The sequence below is a fragment of the Paenibacillus ferrarius genome (assembly GCF_002027705.1).
In the GTDB taxonomy this organism is placed as follows: domain Bacteria; phylum Bacillota; class Bacilli; order Paenibacillales; family NBRC-103111; genus Paenibacillus_E; species Paenibacillus_E ferrarius.
The window spans coordinates 135,843-152,973 of the sequence record NZ_MBTG01000007.1 but is presented as its reverse complement, the minus strand read 5'-3'; the positions used below and the strand labels follow the sequence as shown (position 1 = coordinate 152,973).

Here is a 17,131-nt window from a genome sequence, read left to right as displayed (position 1 = left end):
TTCAGCAATTCAAAGTACAACAGGGGGAGGGGGACTTGCTAGACGGCCAACCGTTAAGGCTTTATACCGCCAAAATGTTTGCTTAATCAGGGCCGCCTCTTCTTCATTCTCATACTGAACAAGGACAGTGACCTCAGGGAGTTTTTTCGCTTTGGCAGGCAAGCGGTGTTTGGATTTCAGCATTTGGGCAAGGAGGAAGCCTAGCACAAAGCCTCCCAGGCCGGATAGCAGTCCCCAAATAATGGGTCCCCATTCAAGGACGAAACCCGCACTAATCCCAACGACGCTGCAGGCTGTAGCGCTGGCTAATCCAAGCTCAATTGATTTGGCGGTGCGATCGAAACGCTGGTCCACGATATTCAGAGACTTATCCGCATCAATATCCATAAGAACAGGTTTTATCCGGTTTCGAGGAATGCCGCTATGTTCAAGTATGCTCAAAGCTTGCTCAAGCTCAATGGAGTGTTCAAAGGTGCCTATCATCCACAAGGGGAAATGACCTCCGTAATTGTTGTTGGTAATCTGTGCTTCCTGAATATAAGTATCCGTTAAATAGTGTCGTTGTGAGATGCGAAATAAGCGGTTCTGCTCAATCGCGCTGGAATAGGAGTGAAAGATAGCTCCTCCTAGAACAGAAGGCATAAACATAAGCCACTGTGGTCGCAAAATACTTGTTACCAGCTGATTATTCCCAAGAATCATAGCGTGCACGGCCTCATAGAAGTGGGAAAAGGTGAGATAGATCCACCACCAGAAAACACCGTAGAAGCCGAGCCAAATATGCTTGTTATAGAGATGGCCAAGACCAGGGAAAATCAATGAACAGATGGCGGCTGTTAGAGGTCTTTTCTTCTCGAGGAATTGAATACCGGTTGAGCGCATTAATTGGATAGGAAAACGGGCATTCTCCAAGATAGCCAGCTCATAATGTTTATTCGTTTCGATCGCACAGCGATAGCTGTCCCAAATGGCAAAGAAATAAATAATCATATAGCCGAACAGCCATAAAGGTTGGAGAACTTCCTTCGCCATCGAGAAATTTCCACTGAAGGAATAGACCATGGCCAGATTCACGCAAGCTAATGAATTAATAAGGACCTCGGAAAGCGTTAAGAGAACACCAACGGCATTCTTATACATAAGCAGGTGGCCAAATCCCGGAAAGGAAGCGGACCACCACGCAATTAAATAGGGGTTGCGCCGCTGGGCATAGATAATGTCAAACCTTCTTACGGAGGCCAAGCCCCATCTGGGGGTAGAATTAGTGGTCATACGTTAGCCATCCTCTTCGCTGCTGCATTCTTTAGAACTAGTATGTAAAAAATTGGGTTTTATTATGCGGTGCTGACAAGAAGTTTGTCCATTGTATGTCTTGACATAGCAGGGCTTAACACGCAATATGAAGATAGGATACTGCATCTAGATCAGGTCCATCGGAGAGGGAGAGCATCATGAATTTCGTTGAGCATATCATGGATCACTTACGATCTGGACAGGTTAACAATTATCCGCAGCCGATTGCCCTGAACTTGGGCTTAGCCTATACGGTTAAACTCGAAGACAGAAAGACGAACCTAATTTGGCTGCCTTTCGAATATACAGGACTTGCTTATATCGATATGGGTCAACTGGTCAATGTACATCCCTATTATAGAGGTGTGATTATTGAAGAAATTGAGCTTTCCCGCGGATCGGACCTGCATAAGCCACAAACAGAGGAAGCTTTCATTAAAGCGATTTTCCTGAAAAGCCTAGAGTTTCATCAACTGCTGCAGAACGGCAAATATGCCGAACTGCAAGGAAGTTCACCGGATTTCTTGGCCAAAATGCTATACATTGCTGATTGGCTGCGCTACTATAATTCTGCGATAACGATTGGCGCTTCTAAGCGTCTTGGTTAACTAAAAAGTAGGGGCTGTTCCACAAGTAGAAAGACTGCTTGTGGAGCAGTCCCTATTTTTTTCTGGGCAACGAGTGACCTTTGCATGGGGGATAACTGTGGATATTAGGGAGCGTAGGGACAGACGGAGTAACGGGAGTGCAAGGAGTGTAGAGAGTATTGGGGGGTGGAAAGCATAAGTAGCATAGAAGGCATAAGTGTGCAAGGAGCGTAGAGAGTATAGGGAGTGTAGAAAGCATAAGTAGCATAGAAGGCATAAGTGTGCAAGGAGCGTAGAGTGTATAAGGGGTGGATAAAGCAGAAGTAGCGCTGAAGGCATAAGTGTGTAAGGAGCGTAGAGAGTATAGGGAGTGTAGAAAGCTCAAGTAGCATAGAAGGCATGAGTGTGCAAGGTGTGCAGAGTGTATGAGGAGTATATAAAGTAGAAGTAGAAGTAGAAGTAGAAGTAGAAGCGAAGGCATAAGTGTGCGAGGAGCGTAGAGAGTATAGGGAGTGTAGAAAGCATAAGTAGCATAGAAGGCAAAGGTGTGCAAGGAGCGTAGAGTGTATAGGGGGTGTAGAAAGCAGAAGTAAGCATAGAAGGCATAAGTGTGCAAAGAGCGTAGAGTGTATGAGGAGTATATAAAGCAGAAGTAACATAGAAGGCATAAGTATGCAAGGTGCGTAGAGAGTATGAGGAGTGTAGAAAGCAGAAGTAGCAGCGAAGGCATAAGTGTGCGAGGAACGTAGAGCGTATAAGTAGCACAGAAGTCCATAAGTATGCAAATGGCACAGAGTGTACAAGGAGTACAAGCACCCAACAAGCACCCAACAAGCACCCAACAAGCACCCAACAAGCACCCAATCATTGTTAATACAGCGCTAGTAAGAGCTATACTTGCGGGGGGCGCCTATGTTCCGCTTCGCTCCGCATAATTCTTAAAAACCTGCGATTATACATCTTTTTACTTGTTGAATTAGCCTCCAACCGTGAATTCCTGCGATTATGCAGGCTTTTACGGCTTTTAAGCGAGGAAAGGGTAAAAAGACCTGAAATACCTGCATAATCGCAGGTATTTCATCTTTCTAGGCGATTTAGACGAAAAAAACCTGCACTTTCGCAGGTTTTCACAAGGTAACCCGGAATTCATCAGAATTCCGGGTGTTCGTAGAGCCTGCGAACCGCCCCGCAGCCCCTCTCATCTTCGGCGTTCCTTCCGAAGCAGGTAGAGGAAATAAGGCGCGCCGATGACGGCGGTCATAATGCCCACGGGGACTTCGCGTGGGATGATAATGACGCGCCCAAGCAGGTCGCCCAGCAGCATCAGATCCGCGCCGATCAGAGCCGCCAGCGGGATGAGCCACTGATGCCGGCCACCGACGATGCTCCGCGCAATGTGCGGGGCGATCAGGCCGATGAAGCCGATCGCGCCCACGGCGGACACGGAGATGCCCGCAAGGGCAACGGCGAGCAGCAGCAGCCAGAAGCGCTGCCTCGCGATGTGAAGCCCAAGCGAAGCGGTGATGTCATCGCCAAGCTGGAAGACATTCAGCTTGGCATAGCTCGCCCACACGATGGGAAGCAGCACGGCAATCCACGGCAGCAGCGAGTATACATCGTGCCAGCTGCGGCTCCACAAGCTGCCGGACAGCCAGAGCAGCGCCATGTTAATATCGCTGGGATGCCTGACGATCAGGTACTGTGTGCCAGCCTGAAACACCGTTCCAATGGCAACGCCAACCAAAGCGAGCGAGGACGGGCGCAGCGTTAACCGTCTGCTAAGCATCAGGAGCAGAAGAAAGGCCAGCACGGCCCCGGCAAATGCTGCGATAGGCAGCAGATAGCTTGGCGACTTCGGGAAGAGGAAGATGACCGCAGCGGCCATGAATCCGGCTCCTTTGGTAATGCCGATAACATCAGGGCTCGCCAGTGGATTTCTGACGATGCCTTGCAGAATCGCTCCGCCAACAGCCAACCCGAAGCCAGCTAGAATGCCCACCAAGAGACGGGGCAAACGCACCTGATGAATGATGAAATAGGAAGGATGCTTCGCATCTGTAAGTCCCGCCCAGACATCGCCATAAGGGATACGAACAGCGCCTACATGCGCATAAATAAGTGCCAGCATAAGCATGGTGGCGAAGGCGATAACTAAAGGGAGAGCTCTTCTCCACACTCCGCGAGAGGTCGGTTTCATCGTGCACCTCCTTGCTTGCGCGCCAAATAGATAAAGTAAGGCGCACCCACAGCAGCTGTCACGATACCGACAGGCGATTCGAAGGGGAAAGCAATAAACCGACTGAGGAAGTCAGCATATAACAGTAAAATGCCCCCAAGAACGGCGGTGAATGGCCCGAGAATCGTTAGATTCGAGCCGACCAAAGCACGCGCAATGTGCGGAACGATAAGGCAGACGAAGCCAATAGGTCCACACAGAGCAACAGCAGAGCTAGCCAGAACAATCACCAGCAGGATGCTGATGCCGCGAACGATGTTGATTCGTTGGCCCAACCCAGCAGCAATTTCATCATCTAGAAGCAGCAGCCGCAAAGAGGGGAGCATCAAGCTGAATAGCAATGCGCCACCTATAAAGAAGGGCAGGATCAGCCGGACATCACTCCAAGCCGCTTGATTCAACGAACCCACAAGCCAGAAAATCATGCTGTCAGTGGCCTGTTGATTCATGAGGATGAAGCCTTCCGTAAGAGAAGACAGCAGGAAGTGAATGGTGATCCCCGCCAAGGCCAGCCGTACATATTGTTTGTTCCCCGTACCTGCCAAGGACCACACCAATAAAGCCCCGAGAGCTGCGCCAACAAAGGCAAATACAATCAAGCCGAAATTGCCGAAATGAGGCAAAGCGACTAAGCCTACCACGACGGCCAAGGCAGCTCCGGCATTAATGCCGAAAATGTGCGGCGAAGCCAGCGGATTCTTAGTCGTAAGCTGGGTAAGCAGTCCTGCCAGCGCTAGTTGAATGCCAACGATACACGCCATTAGTGCGCGGGGCAGACGCAAGGTTTGGATATATAAGTGGGCCTTGTCACTGCCTCGGAAGGTGATGGCTTCCCATAGCGTTCGCCAGGAAACGTGCGATTGGCCCCATTTTAAGCTGCAAACGATTCCCACTAGCATAATAAGCACGGACGCAGAAAAAAGGAAGAGCAGAGGCCAAGTTCGGCTCTGCTTCTTATAGGCATGTTCCATTGGATTATTGCCCCATATTCTTCACAAGATCTTCAAGGATTTTCTCGGAACCGAGCATCCCCCGGGAAAGAGACCAGTCACGCCGTTCAACGGTGTAGACTTTCTTGTTCGCTACAGCGTCGATTTTTTGCCAAAGCGGATTCGTTTCCCACTGTTTGACAATCGTTTCTTTTTCGGTCGGCAGCAAGAACAGAACTTGAGGATTCGCTTCAGCCAGCTGCTCTAACGTAATTTGCGGATAAGCTGTCGCATTCTTAATCGGGTCGGTGTACCCCAGCATGGCCAGGAATGAACCGCTGTAAGCATGATCGGAATGTGCAAAAAATCCTTTAGGATTCACTACAGCCGGAAGTACGCGCAAATTGGTAGAACCGAGTTTCTTTTTCAACATTTCAACGGTTGCTTGGTGCTCGGCCATACGTTTCTTGCCTTCTTCTTCTTTGCCAACAGCTTTGGAAATAATAGCTACGTTCTTCAGCATTTGATTGTAGTCTGCTTGGAAATCATCCAAGACAAGAACTGGGGCGATGCCTTTGAGTTGTTCAATCGCATTTTTATGCTTATTAATGTCAACGATGATCAAGTCAGGCTTCAGGGAGCTGATCAACTCGATGTTAGGCTCATAACGGGAACCAACGGACTTGTAGGCACCTAGTTTGCTTTTAACAGAATCCATGAATAAATCAGGGCTTCCATCATCAGCAACACCAACAGGCTGGACGCCAATGGATACTAGGATATCCGTGAAACCGAACTCCATAGCAACCACTCGCTCTGGTTTTTTAGGCAATTCCAGAGTTCCTGCCGCATCTTGAACCGTAATTTTGCCGCTTGCCGGGGCAGCGGGTTGTTGACTCGCCGCAGGCGTTGTTGTTGAGGCAGCTGATTCATTATTGGTCGTTTTGCCACAAGCGACAAGGCTTATAGCAAACACGCTAATCAGTGCGATAGAGCAAAGACGTGTTATTCGGTTCTTCATGTGAATGATTCCCTCCGTGACAATGATTATTATTCTCATTAGGGATCATACCGAATAATCGCAGCTAAGAACATGTCTATAATGCAGAATAGACATGTCTTATTATTAGATTTCATTCTGTTGTTGGAGATAGACTCGAGGCGAAAGGCCAGTTTTCTTTTTGAAAACTTTGCTGAAATGAAAATAATCAATAAAACCTACGCGCTGCGCGACCTCTTTGGCCAGCAGATCGGTTTGCTGGAACATTTTTTTCGCTTTCTCAATGCGCAGGTCGTACAAGTAATCCATGAGGGTAGTACCGGTTTTCTTTTTAAAAAGAACCGTGAAATAGCCCACGCTCATCGCCGCACGTCTAGCCAGCATGGGGAGGGTGAGCTCGACCATATAATGTTCATTAATATAGGAAAGTGTCTCTTCGATGGAGACCGCAGCCGATTTCTTTTCTTCCGAGAGATGGGATTCGTAAAGGTATATGAAAAGGATACGCTCCAGCATCATCCGTTTGCGAAACTGATGAGCCGCTTCCTCCTCTAGATTCAGTGGATGAATATCATGGGTTGTACGCATAAGTTCGTCGATCATGTAATGAATTTTAAATTCACTGAGGGTAGTCAGAGGGCCGTGAAGTGTCCAAGGATAGTCCTCGGGAAACATGCGATAGGTGATGAGAATGTATTCAGCAGCTCTTGTCTTAGGTACCTGGATGGAATAAGTCCCTTGCTCGGGATGGAAAGCGTAGGCTTGGGCGCAAACGATCGGTTCCTGCTGCAGCAAATGGATTTGGATGTGGCCGCTGCGAACTATGATTAACTGGTGATGCTTGGGCGGACATTCAAATGTATGTGAAGAAGCATGTACTTCGATATGCGCCATAAGCGGAATAAGTGATATAAGTTGTTGAAAATCCATTGTCCAGCAGTCCTTTCCTTAACAGCCTCTTATTTGATAGTGACACACGAATCTGGATAGCGTCAATGGATCAAAGTGGTAAGAATCCTTGATTAGCAGCGTCTATGCGGCAATAGTCCCGAATTCGGTAGTGCTTGGCTGAGCTCATGACTAGGCTTTAAGCCTGTTCTCAAAGCATATTAGAAGGCTTATCCTAGAGAATGGTACAGTTTGGTACCCAAAAAATCATGGAGAAGCGGAGAATGAAAGATGCGGTATTGGAAGAAATGGATGGCAATTGCAACGATTTGTAGCGTAATGACAATAGGTGTCGGATTAGGGAAGAGTGAGGCCGCAGGTTTGACGGATATAAGAGGACACTGGGCGGAGCAGACAATTAGCCAAATGGCGCAGCAAGGGCTGCTGGACGGGTTCCCGGATGGAACTTTCCGACCAGATGATTCGGTCACGGCTGATCAATTCGTGAAAATTATGCTGCTCGCTTTTACAGATAAATATCCAAATGGTGAGCGCAAATGGAAATCCAGCTTCCTGCAAGCTTTGAGCGCAGGCAATCAAAGCATTTTGCAGCAGGATTATCGGGATTTTACGTTCAAGCCGAGTATGGTTGGCTATTGGGCGAAGCCTTACTTGGATTTGGCCAGTGATCTTCATTTTATAAGCAAAAGTCAATTCAGTGACTATAAGGCGAAGCTGAAACGTGAAGACGTAGCGGAGATTTTATACTATTTGCTCAAGGAAACCGAGTATTTGGAAGATGAAGTCTATAGTCTCAAAGCCGCTTCCCAGTTCGGCGATTTGCAAAGCGCAACGTCCAGACAGCAGAAATTCATCGGAGAAGTTATGACAAAAGGCATTATGGAGGGATATCCGAACGGCTATTTCGGTGTGGGGCGTGATGTGACACGTGCGGAAGCACTGCAAATTATTACCAGATTACAGACGAAGTCCAAACGCCTCACCGTAGATAGTGGAAGCGATTTCATCAAGGTGGTTCCTACGAAAGACGGCAGCTATAAGAAACTTATCTTCCCTGACCAGCGGATGCTGCAGGCCTATGAAGTGATGGAGGAAGCAGGCAAGCTGCGGGGGACGAATTATGATCTTGAGGAAACCACGCTGCGTCTTTTCAAAAATGCGGAAGCCAAAGGGCTTGCCATGAGTGGAGCAACGCTTGAACAGCGCAATAGCAATGAGGCGTCGTTATGGCTGGATCCGCAATTTCTGACGTATGGGGTCACACTTCGTTTGGAAGAGGGGACCATCGCACGCAATATGGAGAGCATCCGCAAATTTACAGATTTCCTTTTTGGCTATGATGCTGATATTTTCTATCGCCAATTTACGGACGCTTGTGAGCGCGCAGCAGTCAAAGGTGTTCTGGAAACTACAACGAAGCAAATTGGCAGTTATTCCGTTGAAACTAGGCTGGAATCGGACGGGAAAACGATTATTTTCTCCCTTATTCATACGTAATTTTGATACAATCTGTACATACAAATTGAAGCTAATGAACTTTATTCTCTTGCCATCTAGATGACATGTACGTCCAACCGGCGATGGTGCCGAGCGTTCTGGTGAATGGCCACGCTCCTTTCAGCTGGGGCGAAGATCCGCATAACGCGGTTCACAACGCGGTTGTGTTGGAAGAGGTTGCGAAGATTGGCTATCGCACCTTTAGCTTGAATCCATCGTCTCAACCTATGGACCAGACGCTGCTTAAACGGCATTTTCTGAGAAAGCACGGAGCAAGCGCCTATTATGGGCAAAAATAAGACAAAGGACAGTTGGCGCACAAGGCCGGCTGTCTTTTTTTGCATTTTGGCGAGAGGTAGTCATTTTTGGTATGATAGAGAGGCTAACTACGTAGGAGGAAGAAGGATGATGCTTGATGTTTGCTCAAGGAAGCTATGAAGGTACAAGGGAAGAACAATATGCCTTGCTGATTCAGCAAGTTGAAGCTTTGATACATGATGAACCGAATCGTATTGCCAATTTGGCGAATGCGGCAGCCCTGCTTGGGCAGTTTCTAAGCGAAGTGAATTGGGTTGGTTTCTATTTGATCGACCAGTCGAACGAGAAGAAGGAGCTTGTCCTTGGGCCCTTTCAAGGGCTTCCGGCATGTGTACGGATTCCCTTGGGCAAAGGGGTATGCGGAACAGCAGCGGAACGCAGAGAAACGGTGCTGGTGCCGGATGTGCACGCTTTCCCCGGTCATATTGCCTGTGACGCGGCTTCACAATCCGAGATTGTAGTGCCAATCCTGCTGGGCGACGAGCTTATCGGGGTGCTGGATATCGATAGCCCGAAGCAAAGCCGATTTGACGAAACGGATCAACGCTATTTAGAGCAGTTTGTTCAGAAGTTGGCCGCTGCTATGTAATCTCGTAAGTCGTAGATAAAATGTCCGCTATATCTTCATCCGAACAGAAGCTGCAATTGGCCAGCATCTTCGTGTCTTTGAGCCGGGTACTCAATTGAATCAGGTGACGGATCAATTGCTGCTCCACGAGGGGGTCTGCAATGCTGAATTCGATGCCGTACTCATAGAGCGTCGTGTCCAGCGTCATTTTTCGCTTGATGACACCGAGCACTTTCATTTCTTGGTGAAAAAGGAGAAAAGTGAACTCCAACAGCAGATTCATATCCATCGGTAAATTCAGGGGGGTATGGATGCGAATGCCGCCAGCGCTGATATCTTTGATCATGATTTTGGAGTGTTTCGTATCCGCGGCTTTATTTTTGATACCGATAATTTTGAATAGAGCAGATAAAGGAATTTGAAGATTCAATCGGAAACTGGAGCGCTTATTTATGTGTGACATGTGGAGTGCTCCTTATTATTTGTGGGTCTATTATACTATAATGATGGTTATTTAGAACTATTCGTTGATCTTTTTTATGAAAAATTAAAATAGGGGTGTCTCCGGAGGGGAAAGCATCGAACCCGCGCTGAGCCTGCCGAAAAAGCAGTCTCAACGCGCGAAGAAGGCTGCATCCCCGCGAAGTACGCTGAGCTGTCAAAAAGGAGGCTATCTCCAAAGGTCTAAAAAGACCTAAGAGATAGCTTTTTTTTTTTGCCCATGGATCTAGACGACGCCATCTTCGACGCACGCCGCGTATCCAGGTGGCGGGCGAGCAGTTACCCTTCTAAGATGCTCACGAAAGCTATCAAAGGAGAAAACCGAAAGTGGATACGAAATCGAGTATCGCCATTACCCAAGCATAAGGTTTCTGCTTCGAGGAATACCAAAAGCAAGTTTGGAGGCCGGTAGGCTTTCCCATGCCCATAATCTGCTCAAAAAAGCAGCAGTAGACGCTATAAAAAAAAGAGCTAAGCAGTTACGAACTGCTCAGCTCCTTTTTCAATTAATTATTATCTTTTCCAACGATGAATCTGTTGCCGATCAACAACAAGAGTTACTTTTGGGACAGCCTGTTCTGATGTGGAGAGAGATTCGGCCTAGACCGAGTTGCAAATGATGGTAGCTAGCAGCTTGCGCATGGATCGGGTTCCGGCTTTAACCATAATTTTATCGATATGTACTTTGACGGTTTTCTCGCTAATGTTACAGTGGTCAGCGATTTCTTTGTTGCTGTAGCCGTTCATCGCGATTAGGCCAATGATTTCGGATTCACGATTGGTGAGTTGATGGATAGTGGCGAATTGGGTAATGACCGAATGTACTCCCTTATGGTGAACGATTCGGACAGAATTCTCTTGGACATGCGGCATGCTTGAACGACCTCAATATCTGTATATAAAATGTAGGACATATAACGTTCATTGTAGCAGAGTTATTCCCTATTTCATCCAAATTGATTTGTCGATTTTGAAAATTTTTCTCAATCTTTGCTTTGAATGACGAGCAATAAGCCAGTTTCGAGCTCAATCATGCCCTGTGATGCTGCAAGAACATTACTGATCCCTAAGGATTGTCCGATTTGGAGAGTGGCGTTATGAAGCGGATATTGAAAGCCATGCAGCGTGATGCCGGTCACTTCCATACTAAGCGGAAGCAGGGATATATGTGTGTAATCTCCCCGCGTGATGGAGGTCGATTGCTGGATGACGATGATTTGATTGTTGGCATCAACGATGGAGCATGATATTCCTTGCTCCAATCCTTTGCGAAGCAAATGGACGTTGGCTAATGAATGATCGAATCGAGTGCCTATCGCTCCTAGTATTGTAATGTGAGCAGGCTGCTGCGCCAAAGCCCAGTTAAAGGCCATTTCGGTATCTGTTAAATCCTTGAAAATGGGGTCACAGTCCACGAAGGTGTGGCTGGACGCGCGAATTAATTCAAGCTCATCCTCGGTGACGGAGTCGAAATCGCCCATCGCGATATCGGGTTTGTAGCCATGTTGAATTAAGTATAAAGCCCCCCGATCAGAACCTACGAGGATATCATCCGATTGAATGTCTCCGAGAGCCCAATCCCCCAAAGTGCCTCCTGTGACAATGATGATTCGTTTTCCGTTCATGCTTATTTCCCCCAGCCGCTTAATTTCATCCCTCTAGTATATCATATAGAGGCAAAAAACCGAGCTGCATCCCTCACAGCCCGGTTCATCATTAAGTTCGTGTATCTACACGCTTGCGCATCGGATTAAGCTCCGTTTGGTCATGATCAATCTCCGCTTCACTCGCGAAGCCCTGCAATTCCCAAGTCGTTCGGCCCAAGATGAGATCAGCGGGAAACTCGTCGCCACGCTTCAATGTAACCTCTTGTCCTGCTTCATTGGCATAGATGCCATCGGTTTCCACTGTATCACCTGTCATGGGATCCATGGATTTGTCATTCGACATGCCGTATTCCTCCTTTCCTGTTGCTAATCCATACCATTTCCAATGAGGGAGGAAATTATGAGTAGATTCATGTAGAATGATAAGGTTGTCATAGATTGGCCAGAGAGAAAGGAAATGAAACGAATGGCTTTATGGGGGACGATTGTGAATGCAATCGCCATTATCATTGGGGGCTTGTTAGGCATGATGCTGCCCCGCATCTCGGAGGGCATGAAAAACACAGTCATGCAGGGCCTTGGGCTCGCAATAACTGTGCTTGGGATTACTATGGCTTTAAAGTCTAATCAAATTGTGCTCGTCATTATGAGTGTAGTTATAGGCGGCATTCTCGGAGAGCTTCTCCGCATTGAATATAGGCTGGAGCAATTGGGAAATTGGCTGCAGTCTGCTCTGCGCAAAGGCGATTCATCCACCGCTCCTACGAGCAGGATTTCAGAAGGTTTCGTGACGTGTACCCTGATTTATTGCATAGGGGCGATGGCGATTCTGGGTCCACTTGATGGCGGGCTTCGACATAATCATGATATTTTGTATACGAAGTCATTGCTGGACGGCTTCTTATCGATTATTTTCGCCTCGACCCTAGGCGTAGGTGTTGTTTTCTCAGCTGGTTCGGTGTTCCTTATGCAGGGAACTATCGCACTTAGTGCAACCCTGATTGCCATGGCTTTCAGTCAAGCATCTTTGGATGCAATGATCGTCCAAATTACAGCTGTTGGCGGTATTCTGGTCATTGGTGTAGGCTTAAATATTTTGCAAATCAAGAAAATCAATGTTGCGAATATGCTGCCAGCTTTGGTGATCGCTGCGATAGCCGTTCCCTTGCAGCAGCACTTCACGACATGGTTCAGCCGATTCTACTAGACGTTTCTAAAGGATAGCGCCGTTAAATTTATAACCAACTCCGCGAACCGTAATAATGTAGCGAGGCTCTGCTGGATTCGATTCTATCTTCTTCCGCAAATTGCTGATATGTACGATAAGGGTTCGCGGGTCGCCCATGCTGTCCAAGCTCCATATAAGTTCAAACAGATGCTCAATTTTGTATACGCGGTTCGGCGTTTTGGCCATTAGGGAAAGCAAGTCGAACTCCTTGGCGGATAGGGAAATGCTTTGACCATTCACTCGGACGATATGACTGACGAGGTCGATTTCGAGGCCAGGGAATTTCACCAGTTGCGGATCGTCCTGATGCTGCTCGCGAATGGAGTTGCGGCGCAAATGCGCTTTGACTCTCGCGACAAGCTGACTTGGACTAAAGGGCTTCGTCAAATAGTCATCGCCGCCCATGCTAAGTCCGAGAATAATATCAATGTCCTCGCTTTTGCAAGAGATGAATAGAATAGGTGTATTGTTCGTTTTGCGGAGCTGCCGGCACACTTCAATGCCATCCAGTCCTGGCAAAAGGATATCCAGAATAATTAAATCGGGCCTGTGTTCTTTAACGATTGCGAAGACATCATGTCCATTATTGGCACTGATGACCTTGTACCCTTCTCTAGCTAAATATAGTTGAATTAACTGGACGATTTCCTGCTCGTCATCAACGATTAAAATTGTTTCTCCTGCCATAAAATGAATCCTCCTCAGTCACGGAACGGCTCTGTTGAGAGATAATGGTGTCCCCATTCTCAGCGGTTACTTTCATTATAGAACGATTCTCCCGTAAAATTCTATCCATTTATTTACAAAACGACAGAAATAGTGTAGTTATTGCTTGGAAGTAGGTAATTCGCCCTGTAGATAAATATCGAATGATGGCGAATAATGTCGGAAAATACAAAAAAGTGCAGAAAACATCAAATTTTATACAGGAATTGACTTAAAGTTGATGTAATCTTTATGAAAAATTTATGTTCTCATGCTAAGCTACCTAAGTCTCTAGGCAGAAATCAAGAGGGGGCGACGAAAGACATGAGTCAAAAGACTGATTTGGACCTTGCTAAACTTTCATGGTTTCAGAACAATGCATTCGTTCGCCAATTCATTGAGCAAGCTTGGGATTACTTCTGCACGTTTGATGTTCATGGGAATTTGACATACGCCTCCAAAAGTTTTGGTCAGGTAGTCGGATTCATCCCTCAAGATTTTCAACAAATAGTAGACTTCATTGATTCCGAATATCGAATGGATTTATATAAAATGTTCATCAAAGCGCTGCAGACAAACCGCAGCAATAAGCTCGAATTTCGCGCGAAAAGTGCGAATGAGGCATGCATCTGGTTAGAATGCACAGCGATACCGATTCGCAATGAGCAGGGGGAATTAGCGGAAATTTCGTTCGTTCTTCATGATATCACACTGCGCAAAAATCAGGAGAGCCAGCTTGTGGCCATGGCCTTTCATGATGCTTTGACAGGTTTGCCAAACCGGCGGTTGTTTAAGGATCATCTGCAGCAGATGCTTGTCCAGTCCAAACAGACGAATCGTGCGTTTGCTCTTTTATATTTGGATATCGATGATTTTAAAGTCGTCAATGATACGATGGGCCATGATGTCGGGGATGCGTTTTTGCAAGAATTCGCTCAGCGGATTCAGGGCTGTCTTCGTGAGGTAGACATGTTCGCGCGCATGGGCGGCGATGAGTTCACGATTATTTTGCCAACTGTCGATTGCGAGGAGCATGTAAGCAGTGTGGCCGAGCGAATCATTCAATGCGTGGAACAGCCCTGGGAAGTACAAGGCCAGATTTTCCGATCAACGGTCAGCATGGGAATTACGATGTGCCACTCCGGTGTGGCGGATGCAGCGACCCTGTTGAAAGAAGTGGATACTGCACTGTACCAAGTGAAGGGGAAAGGCCGCAATCATTATCAATTTTTTCGCAAATAAAAGATAAACAAGAAGACCGCTAGTTGGAGCAAATGGCTCTGGCTAGCGGTTTTTTCGAATTCTCCAATATTTACTCCTAGCACATTTCTTGTCTTTCTAAGATGATAGAAGAAGCGGAAACCGATCAGATAAGGGGAGATGAGGGATGAAAACCACGAAGAGACTATGGCGGAAATGTTTGTTGACACTAGGGGTGACTGGGTTATTAATCGCTGCTGCCGTGAACTCCGAAACCACTGTTACACAAGCTCAGGCAAGCTCGGCACAGGGTGCCTTTGCCATGTCCTATCTTTACTTTGGAAATTCAAGCTCTTATACGTCCCAAGTAGACAAAAGCGGTCAAGCCCTAGATGAGGTTTCACCCAGCTATTTTCATATTAATGCAGATGGCAGTTTGCAAATAGATGATTCCTTTCAAGCCTCTTTTGTCAAAGACATGCACCAAAGAGGGAAAAAGGTTGTTCCTTTTCTAAGTAATGATTTTGATCAGGCACTTGGGGAAAAAGCGATTGATAATCGGGAGAATTTGGCCAATCAAATCGTGCAAGCGATTCAAAAAAATCAGTTGGACGGTATTAATCTGGATATCGAGAATGTGGGCGCGGACTATCGGGATAAATACACGGATTTCGTTAAACTGCTGCGCGATAAACTGCCCAGTACGATGGAAGTTTCTGTCGCAGTTGCAGCGAATCCGACAGGAGCCACCACGAGCTGGATTGCTTTGTATGACTATAAGGCCTTAGCTGCGGTGAGCGATTATTTAATGGTCATGGCTTATGATGAAAGCTACCCGGGAGATCCGACTCCGGGGCCTGTCGCTAGCTTGCCCTTTGTCGAGAAATCCATTCAATATGCCCTCCAGCAGGCGCCGGCGAATAAAATTGTACTAGGTCTTCCCTTCTACGGAAGGTACTGGAATCAAGATCCAGCGGCAGATGGTGCAGGCTTGTCAGCCCAGACGATCACGAAGCTGGTGAATGCGTATCAGGGAATGGTACGGTATGATACCGCAAGCCAGTCGCCTGTAGCGACTTTTTCGATTGGTCCTACAGATCCAGCTTACAGCATCAATGGCAAGAATCTGGATATCGGGGACTACACCGTTTGGTTTGAAAACGAACAGTCGCTGAAGGCGAAGTTAAAGCTGGTCAGCAAATATCAGCTGAAAGGGACTGGCAGCTGGAGTCTCAATCAGGAAACTTCCGATACCTGGGATTACTATAGTCTGTGGGCGAACGGCTTCTATTTCACCGATATGCAGAAGCACTGGGCCCAAGCCGACGTGCTTGCCGCGGCGAACCGCGGCTGGATGCTTGGCACAGCCGCAGATCGGTTCGCGCCCGACGCGGCGCTTACCAGAGCCGAAGCCGCGACGATTATCGTGCGCGTGCTGGGCTTGACCGGCGAGGTGGGCTCAGGCAGCGCCTCTTTCTCTGATGTGCCTGCCGCCCACTGGGCGCGGCAGTCGATTCAGCTCGCGAAGCAGAGCGGGCTGATCCAAGGGATCAGCGACGATCGCTTCGCGCCGGATCAGATCATGACGCGGGAGCAGATGAGTGTGCTGCTCTCCCGCGCTTTGCACTTAACTTCGCAGTCCGGCGGCGGAGCCGCTGCGAAGGTCTTCTCTGACGTGCCAGCGGGCAGCTGGTCGGCAGAGGCCATTGCTGCGATGAGCAGCTATGGCCTTGTCGACGGCTACGCCGGCGGCACGTTCCGCCCCAGCGCGTCGCTGACGCGCGCGGAGATGGCGGCGCTGCTCAGCCGCGCCCAGCCGCTGCTCACGAAGTGAGCCGGCATCAAACGACCCCTCGCTTAAACAAGCGGGGGGTCGTTTTGGGTTTCGTCATGCCGAGTAGGCGCTAGGGGGACATGCGGCGATTCGAAGAAATTCTGGATGTTGCCGCTCCCGTCTGCCTTACCCAGCTTGACGAACGTTGTTTTTTCTTTCGGGCCCGGCTTGTCTGTGACGAACTGCCGGATGTTTTTGATCCTGGTTTCAGCGCTTGTGATGCGATTGGAGCCGATCTGGAGCACAGAGGAGGAGGATATGCCCAGAATGCGGATACCCTTAACTCGAATGAAAGAGCCGAAATTATCCACACACATTGTGAAAGGCTCTGGCGGCTGAGGGATCGGGAAAGGTCTCTGGAAAAGGGGATGAGCAGCGAAGCTGCCCTCGTTCCCATAATAAAAAGGGACTTCGCGCTGCAGCGCGAAGACTCTAGTTTGAAGCACGGTACTTATGTTATCTCCGACATGCATGACGCTGCTTGAGGATAAATCATTGATGTTGACGTAACCAACGATGGATAATCGGGCCATCGCTCATCGCTCCGCGGCTGTAGGGATGAATGGAGAGATAATCACGGATTCTGGAGGTGTATCGAACATAGAGGACAAGGATACTACTTCTGTATCGCCAATGAGAAAAATGGAAGAACTGGATACCCCGATAATGCGTACATCTCCGACAAAAAGCTGTTTGTTTTCCACATTCAAGTTAAACAT

18 protein-coding genes and 2 pseudogenes are annotated in these 17,131 nt (G+C 47.9%); 8 read left to right on the top strand and 12 right to left on the bottom strand.

Annotated elements, in window-relative coordinates; translation table 11 throughout:
• Positions 1–9: 9 nt before the first annotated feature.
• Positions 10–1,272 (bottom strand): hypothetical protein, encoded by a 1,263-nt coding sequence (locus tag BC351_RS42870; protein WP_208629661.1) that lies wholly within the window; start codon positions 1,270–1,272, stop codon positions 10–12.
• Between the two features lie 179 nt (positions 1,273–1,451).
• Between BC351_RS42870 and BC351_RS09115 the strand changes: the two genes are divergently transcribed.
• Positions 1,452–1,901 (top strand): hypothetical protein, encoded by a 450-nt coding sequence (locus BC351_RS09115; protein WP_244208933.1) that lies wholly within the window; start codon positions 1,452–1,454, stop codon positions 1,899–1,901.
• Positions 1,902–3,078: 1,177 nt separating this feature from the next.
• On the opposite strand, the gene BC351_RS09110 is transcribed toward BC351_RS09115, so the two are convergent.
• The 4 genes from BC351_RS09110 to BC351_RS09095 form a co-directional block, all read right to left on the bottom strand.
• Complete coding sequence (locus tag BC351_RS09110) at positions 3,079–4,077, bottom strand: FecCD family ABC transporter permease (RefSeq protein WP_079410968.1); 999 nt, start codon at positions 4,075–4,077, stop codon at positions 3,079–3,081.
• Positions 4,074–5,087: a FecCD family ABC transporter permease gene (locus BC351_RS09105; RefSeq protein WP_079410967.1), complete on the bottom strand. Its 1,014-nt coding sequence runs from the start codon at positions 5,085–5,087 to the stop codon at positions 4,074–4,076. Before BC351_RS09105 ends, BC351_RS09110 begins: the two co-directional genes overlap by 4 nt.
• Before the next feature lie 4 nt (positions 5,088–5,091).
• Positions 5,092–6,066, bottom strand: coding sequence for an ABC transporter substrate-binding protein (locus BC351_RS09100; RefSeq protein WP_079410965.1), 975 nt, complete (start codon positions 6,064–6,066; stop codon positions 5,092–5,094).
• A gap of 105 nt (positions 6,067–6,171) precedes the next feature.
• A complete protein-coding gene (locus BC351_RS09095) occupies positions 6,172–6,975 on the bottom strand; it encodes an AraC family transcriptional regulator (RefSeq protein ID WP_079410963.1) in 804 nt (267 codons plus the stop codon).
• A gap of 249 nt (positions 6,976–7,224) precedes the next feature.
• Here BC351_RS09095 and BC351_RS09090 point away from each other — a divergent pair, with 249 nt between their 5' ends.
• The 3 genes and pseudogenes from BC351_RS09090 (at position 7,225) to BC351_RS09080 (ending at position 9,358) form a co-directional block, all read left to right on the top strand.
• Positions 7,225–8,451: an S-layer homology domain-containing protein gene (locus BC351_RS09090; protein WP_079410961.1), complete on the top strand. Its 1,227-nt coding sequence runs from the start codon at positions 7,225–7,227 to the stop codon at positions 8,449–8,451.
• A gap of 86 nt (positions 8,452–8,537) precedes the next feature.
• Positions 8,538–8,750: pseudogene (locus BC351_RS09085) on the top strand (class II aldolase/adducin family protein); the annotation flags it as partial.
• A 116-nt stretch (positions 8,751–8,866) separates the two neighbouring features.
• Positions 8,867–9,358 carry a GAF domain-containing protein gene (locus BC351_RS09080; protein ID WP_079410959.1) on the top strand — a complete coding sequence of 164 codons (492 nt, stop codon included), beginning with the start codon at positions 8,867–8,869 and terminating at the stop codon, positions 9,356–9,358.
• On the opposite strand, the gene BC351_RS09075 is transcribed toward BC351_RS09080, so the two are convergent.
• Positions 9,351–9,800, bottom strand: coding sequence for a PilZ domain-containing protein (locus BC351_RS09075; RefSeq protein ID WP_079410957.1), 450 nt, complete (start codon positions 9,798–9,800; stop codon positions 9,351–9,353). The two genes, BC351_RS09080 and BC351_RS09075, sit on opposite strands and share 8 nt — an antisense overlap.
• Before the next feature lie 403 nt (positions 9,801–10,203).
• Here BC351_RS09075 and BC351_RS44290 point away from each other — a divergent pair.
• Positions 10,204–10,287: pseudogene (locus tag BC351_RS44290) on the top strand (transposase); the annotation flags it as partial.
• Between the two features lie 151 nt (positions 10,288–10,438).
• On the opposite strand, the gene BC351_RS09065 reads toward BC351_RS44290, so the two are convergent.
• From BC351_RS09065 to BC351_RS09055, 3 genes are all read right to left on the bottom strand, one after another.
• Entirely contained in the window at positions 10,439–10,711 is a 273-nt protein-coding gene (locus BC351_RS09065; RefSeq protein ID WP_079410953.1) for a helix-turn-helix transcriptional regulator, read from the bottom strand.
• Positions 10,712–10,821: 110 nt separating this feature from the next.
• Entirely contained in the window at positions 10,822–11,463 is a 642-nt protein-coding gene (locus BC351_RS09060) for a thiamine diphosphokinase (protein ID WP_208629659.1), read from the bottom strand.
• A 91-nt stretch (positions 11,464–11,554) separates the two neighbouring features.
• A complete protein-coding gene (locus BC351_RS09055) occupies positions 11,555–11,788 on the bottom strand; it encodes a hypothetical protein (RefSeq protein WP_079410949.1) in 234 nt (77 codons plus the stop codon).
• 123 nt (positions 11,789–11,911) lie between these two features.
• Between BC351_RS09055 and BC351_RS09050 the strand changes: the two genes are divergently transcribed.
• Entirely contained in the window at positions 11,912–12,652 is a 741-nt protein-coding gene (locus BC351_RS09050; RefSeq protein WP_079410947.1) for a DUF554 domain-containing protein, read from the top strand.
• Positions 12,653–12,658: 6 nt separating this feature from the next.
• Here BC351_RS09050 and BC351_RS09045 read toward each other — a convergent pair whose 3' ends face one another.
• The gene (locus BC351_RS09045; RefSeq protein ID WP_079410945.1) at positions 12,659–13,360 is read right to left on the bottom strand and encodes a response regulator transcription factor; all 702 of its coding nucleotides are present in this window, start codon (positions 13,358–13,360) and stop codon (positions 12,659–12,661) included.
• Positions 13,361–13,702: 342 nt separating this feature from the next.
• On the opposite strand from BC351_RS09045, the gene BC351_RS09040 reads away from it, so the two are divergent.
• Both BC351_RS09040 and BC351_RS09035 read left to right on the top strand, forming a co-directional pair.
• Positions 13,703–14,620: a sensor domain-containing diguanylate cyclase gene (locus BC351_RS09040; protein ID WP_158082024.1), complete on the top strand. Its 918-nt coding sequence runs from the start codon at positions 13,703–13,705 to the stop codon at positions 14,618–14,620.
• A gap of 145 nt (positions 14,621–14,765) precedes the next feature.
• Positions 14,766–16,412, top strand: a complete 1,647-nt coding sequence (locus tag BC351_RS09035; protein WP_079410941.1) for an S-layer homology domain-containing protein — start codon at positions 14,766–14,768, stop codon at positions 16,410–16,412.
• Positions 16,413–16,435: 23 nt separating this feature from the next.
• Here the strand turns inward: BC351_RS09035 and BC351_RS09030 are convergent, their stop codons facing one another.
• Together BC351_RS09030 and BC351_RS09025 are read right to left on the bottom strand one after the other, a co-directional pair.
• Positions 16,436–16,945 carry a spore germination protein GerPE gene (locus BC351_RS09030; protein ID WP_079410939.1) on the bottom strand — a complete coding sequence of 170 codons (510 nt, stop codon included), beginning with the start codon at positions 16,943–16,945 and terminating at the stop codon, positions 16,436–16,438.
• A gap of 3 nt (positions 16,946–16,948) precedes the next feature.
• Positions 16,949–17,131, bottom strand: coding sequence for a spore gernimation protein GerPD (locus tag BC351_RS09025; protein ID WP_079410937.1), 183 nt, complete (start codon positions 17,129–17,131; stop codon positions 16,949–16,951).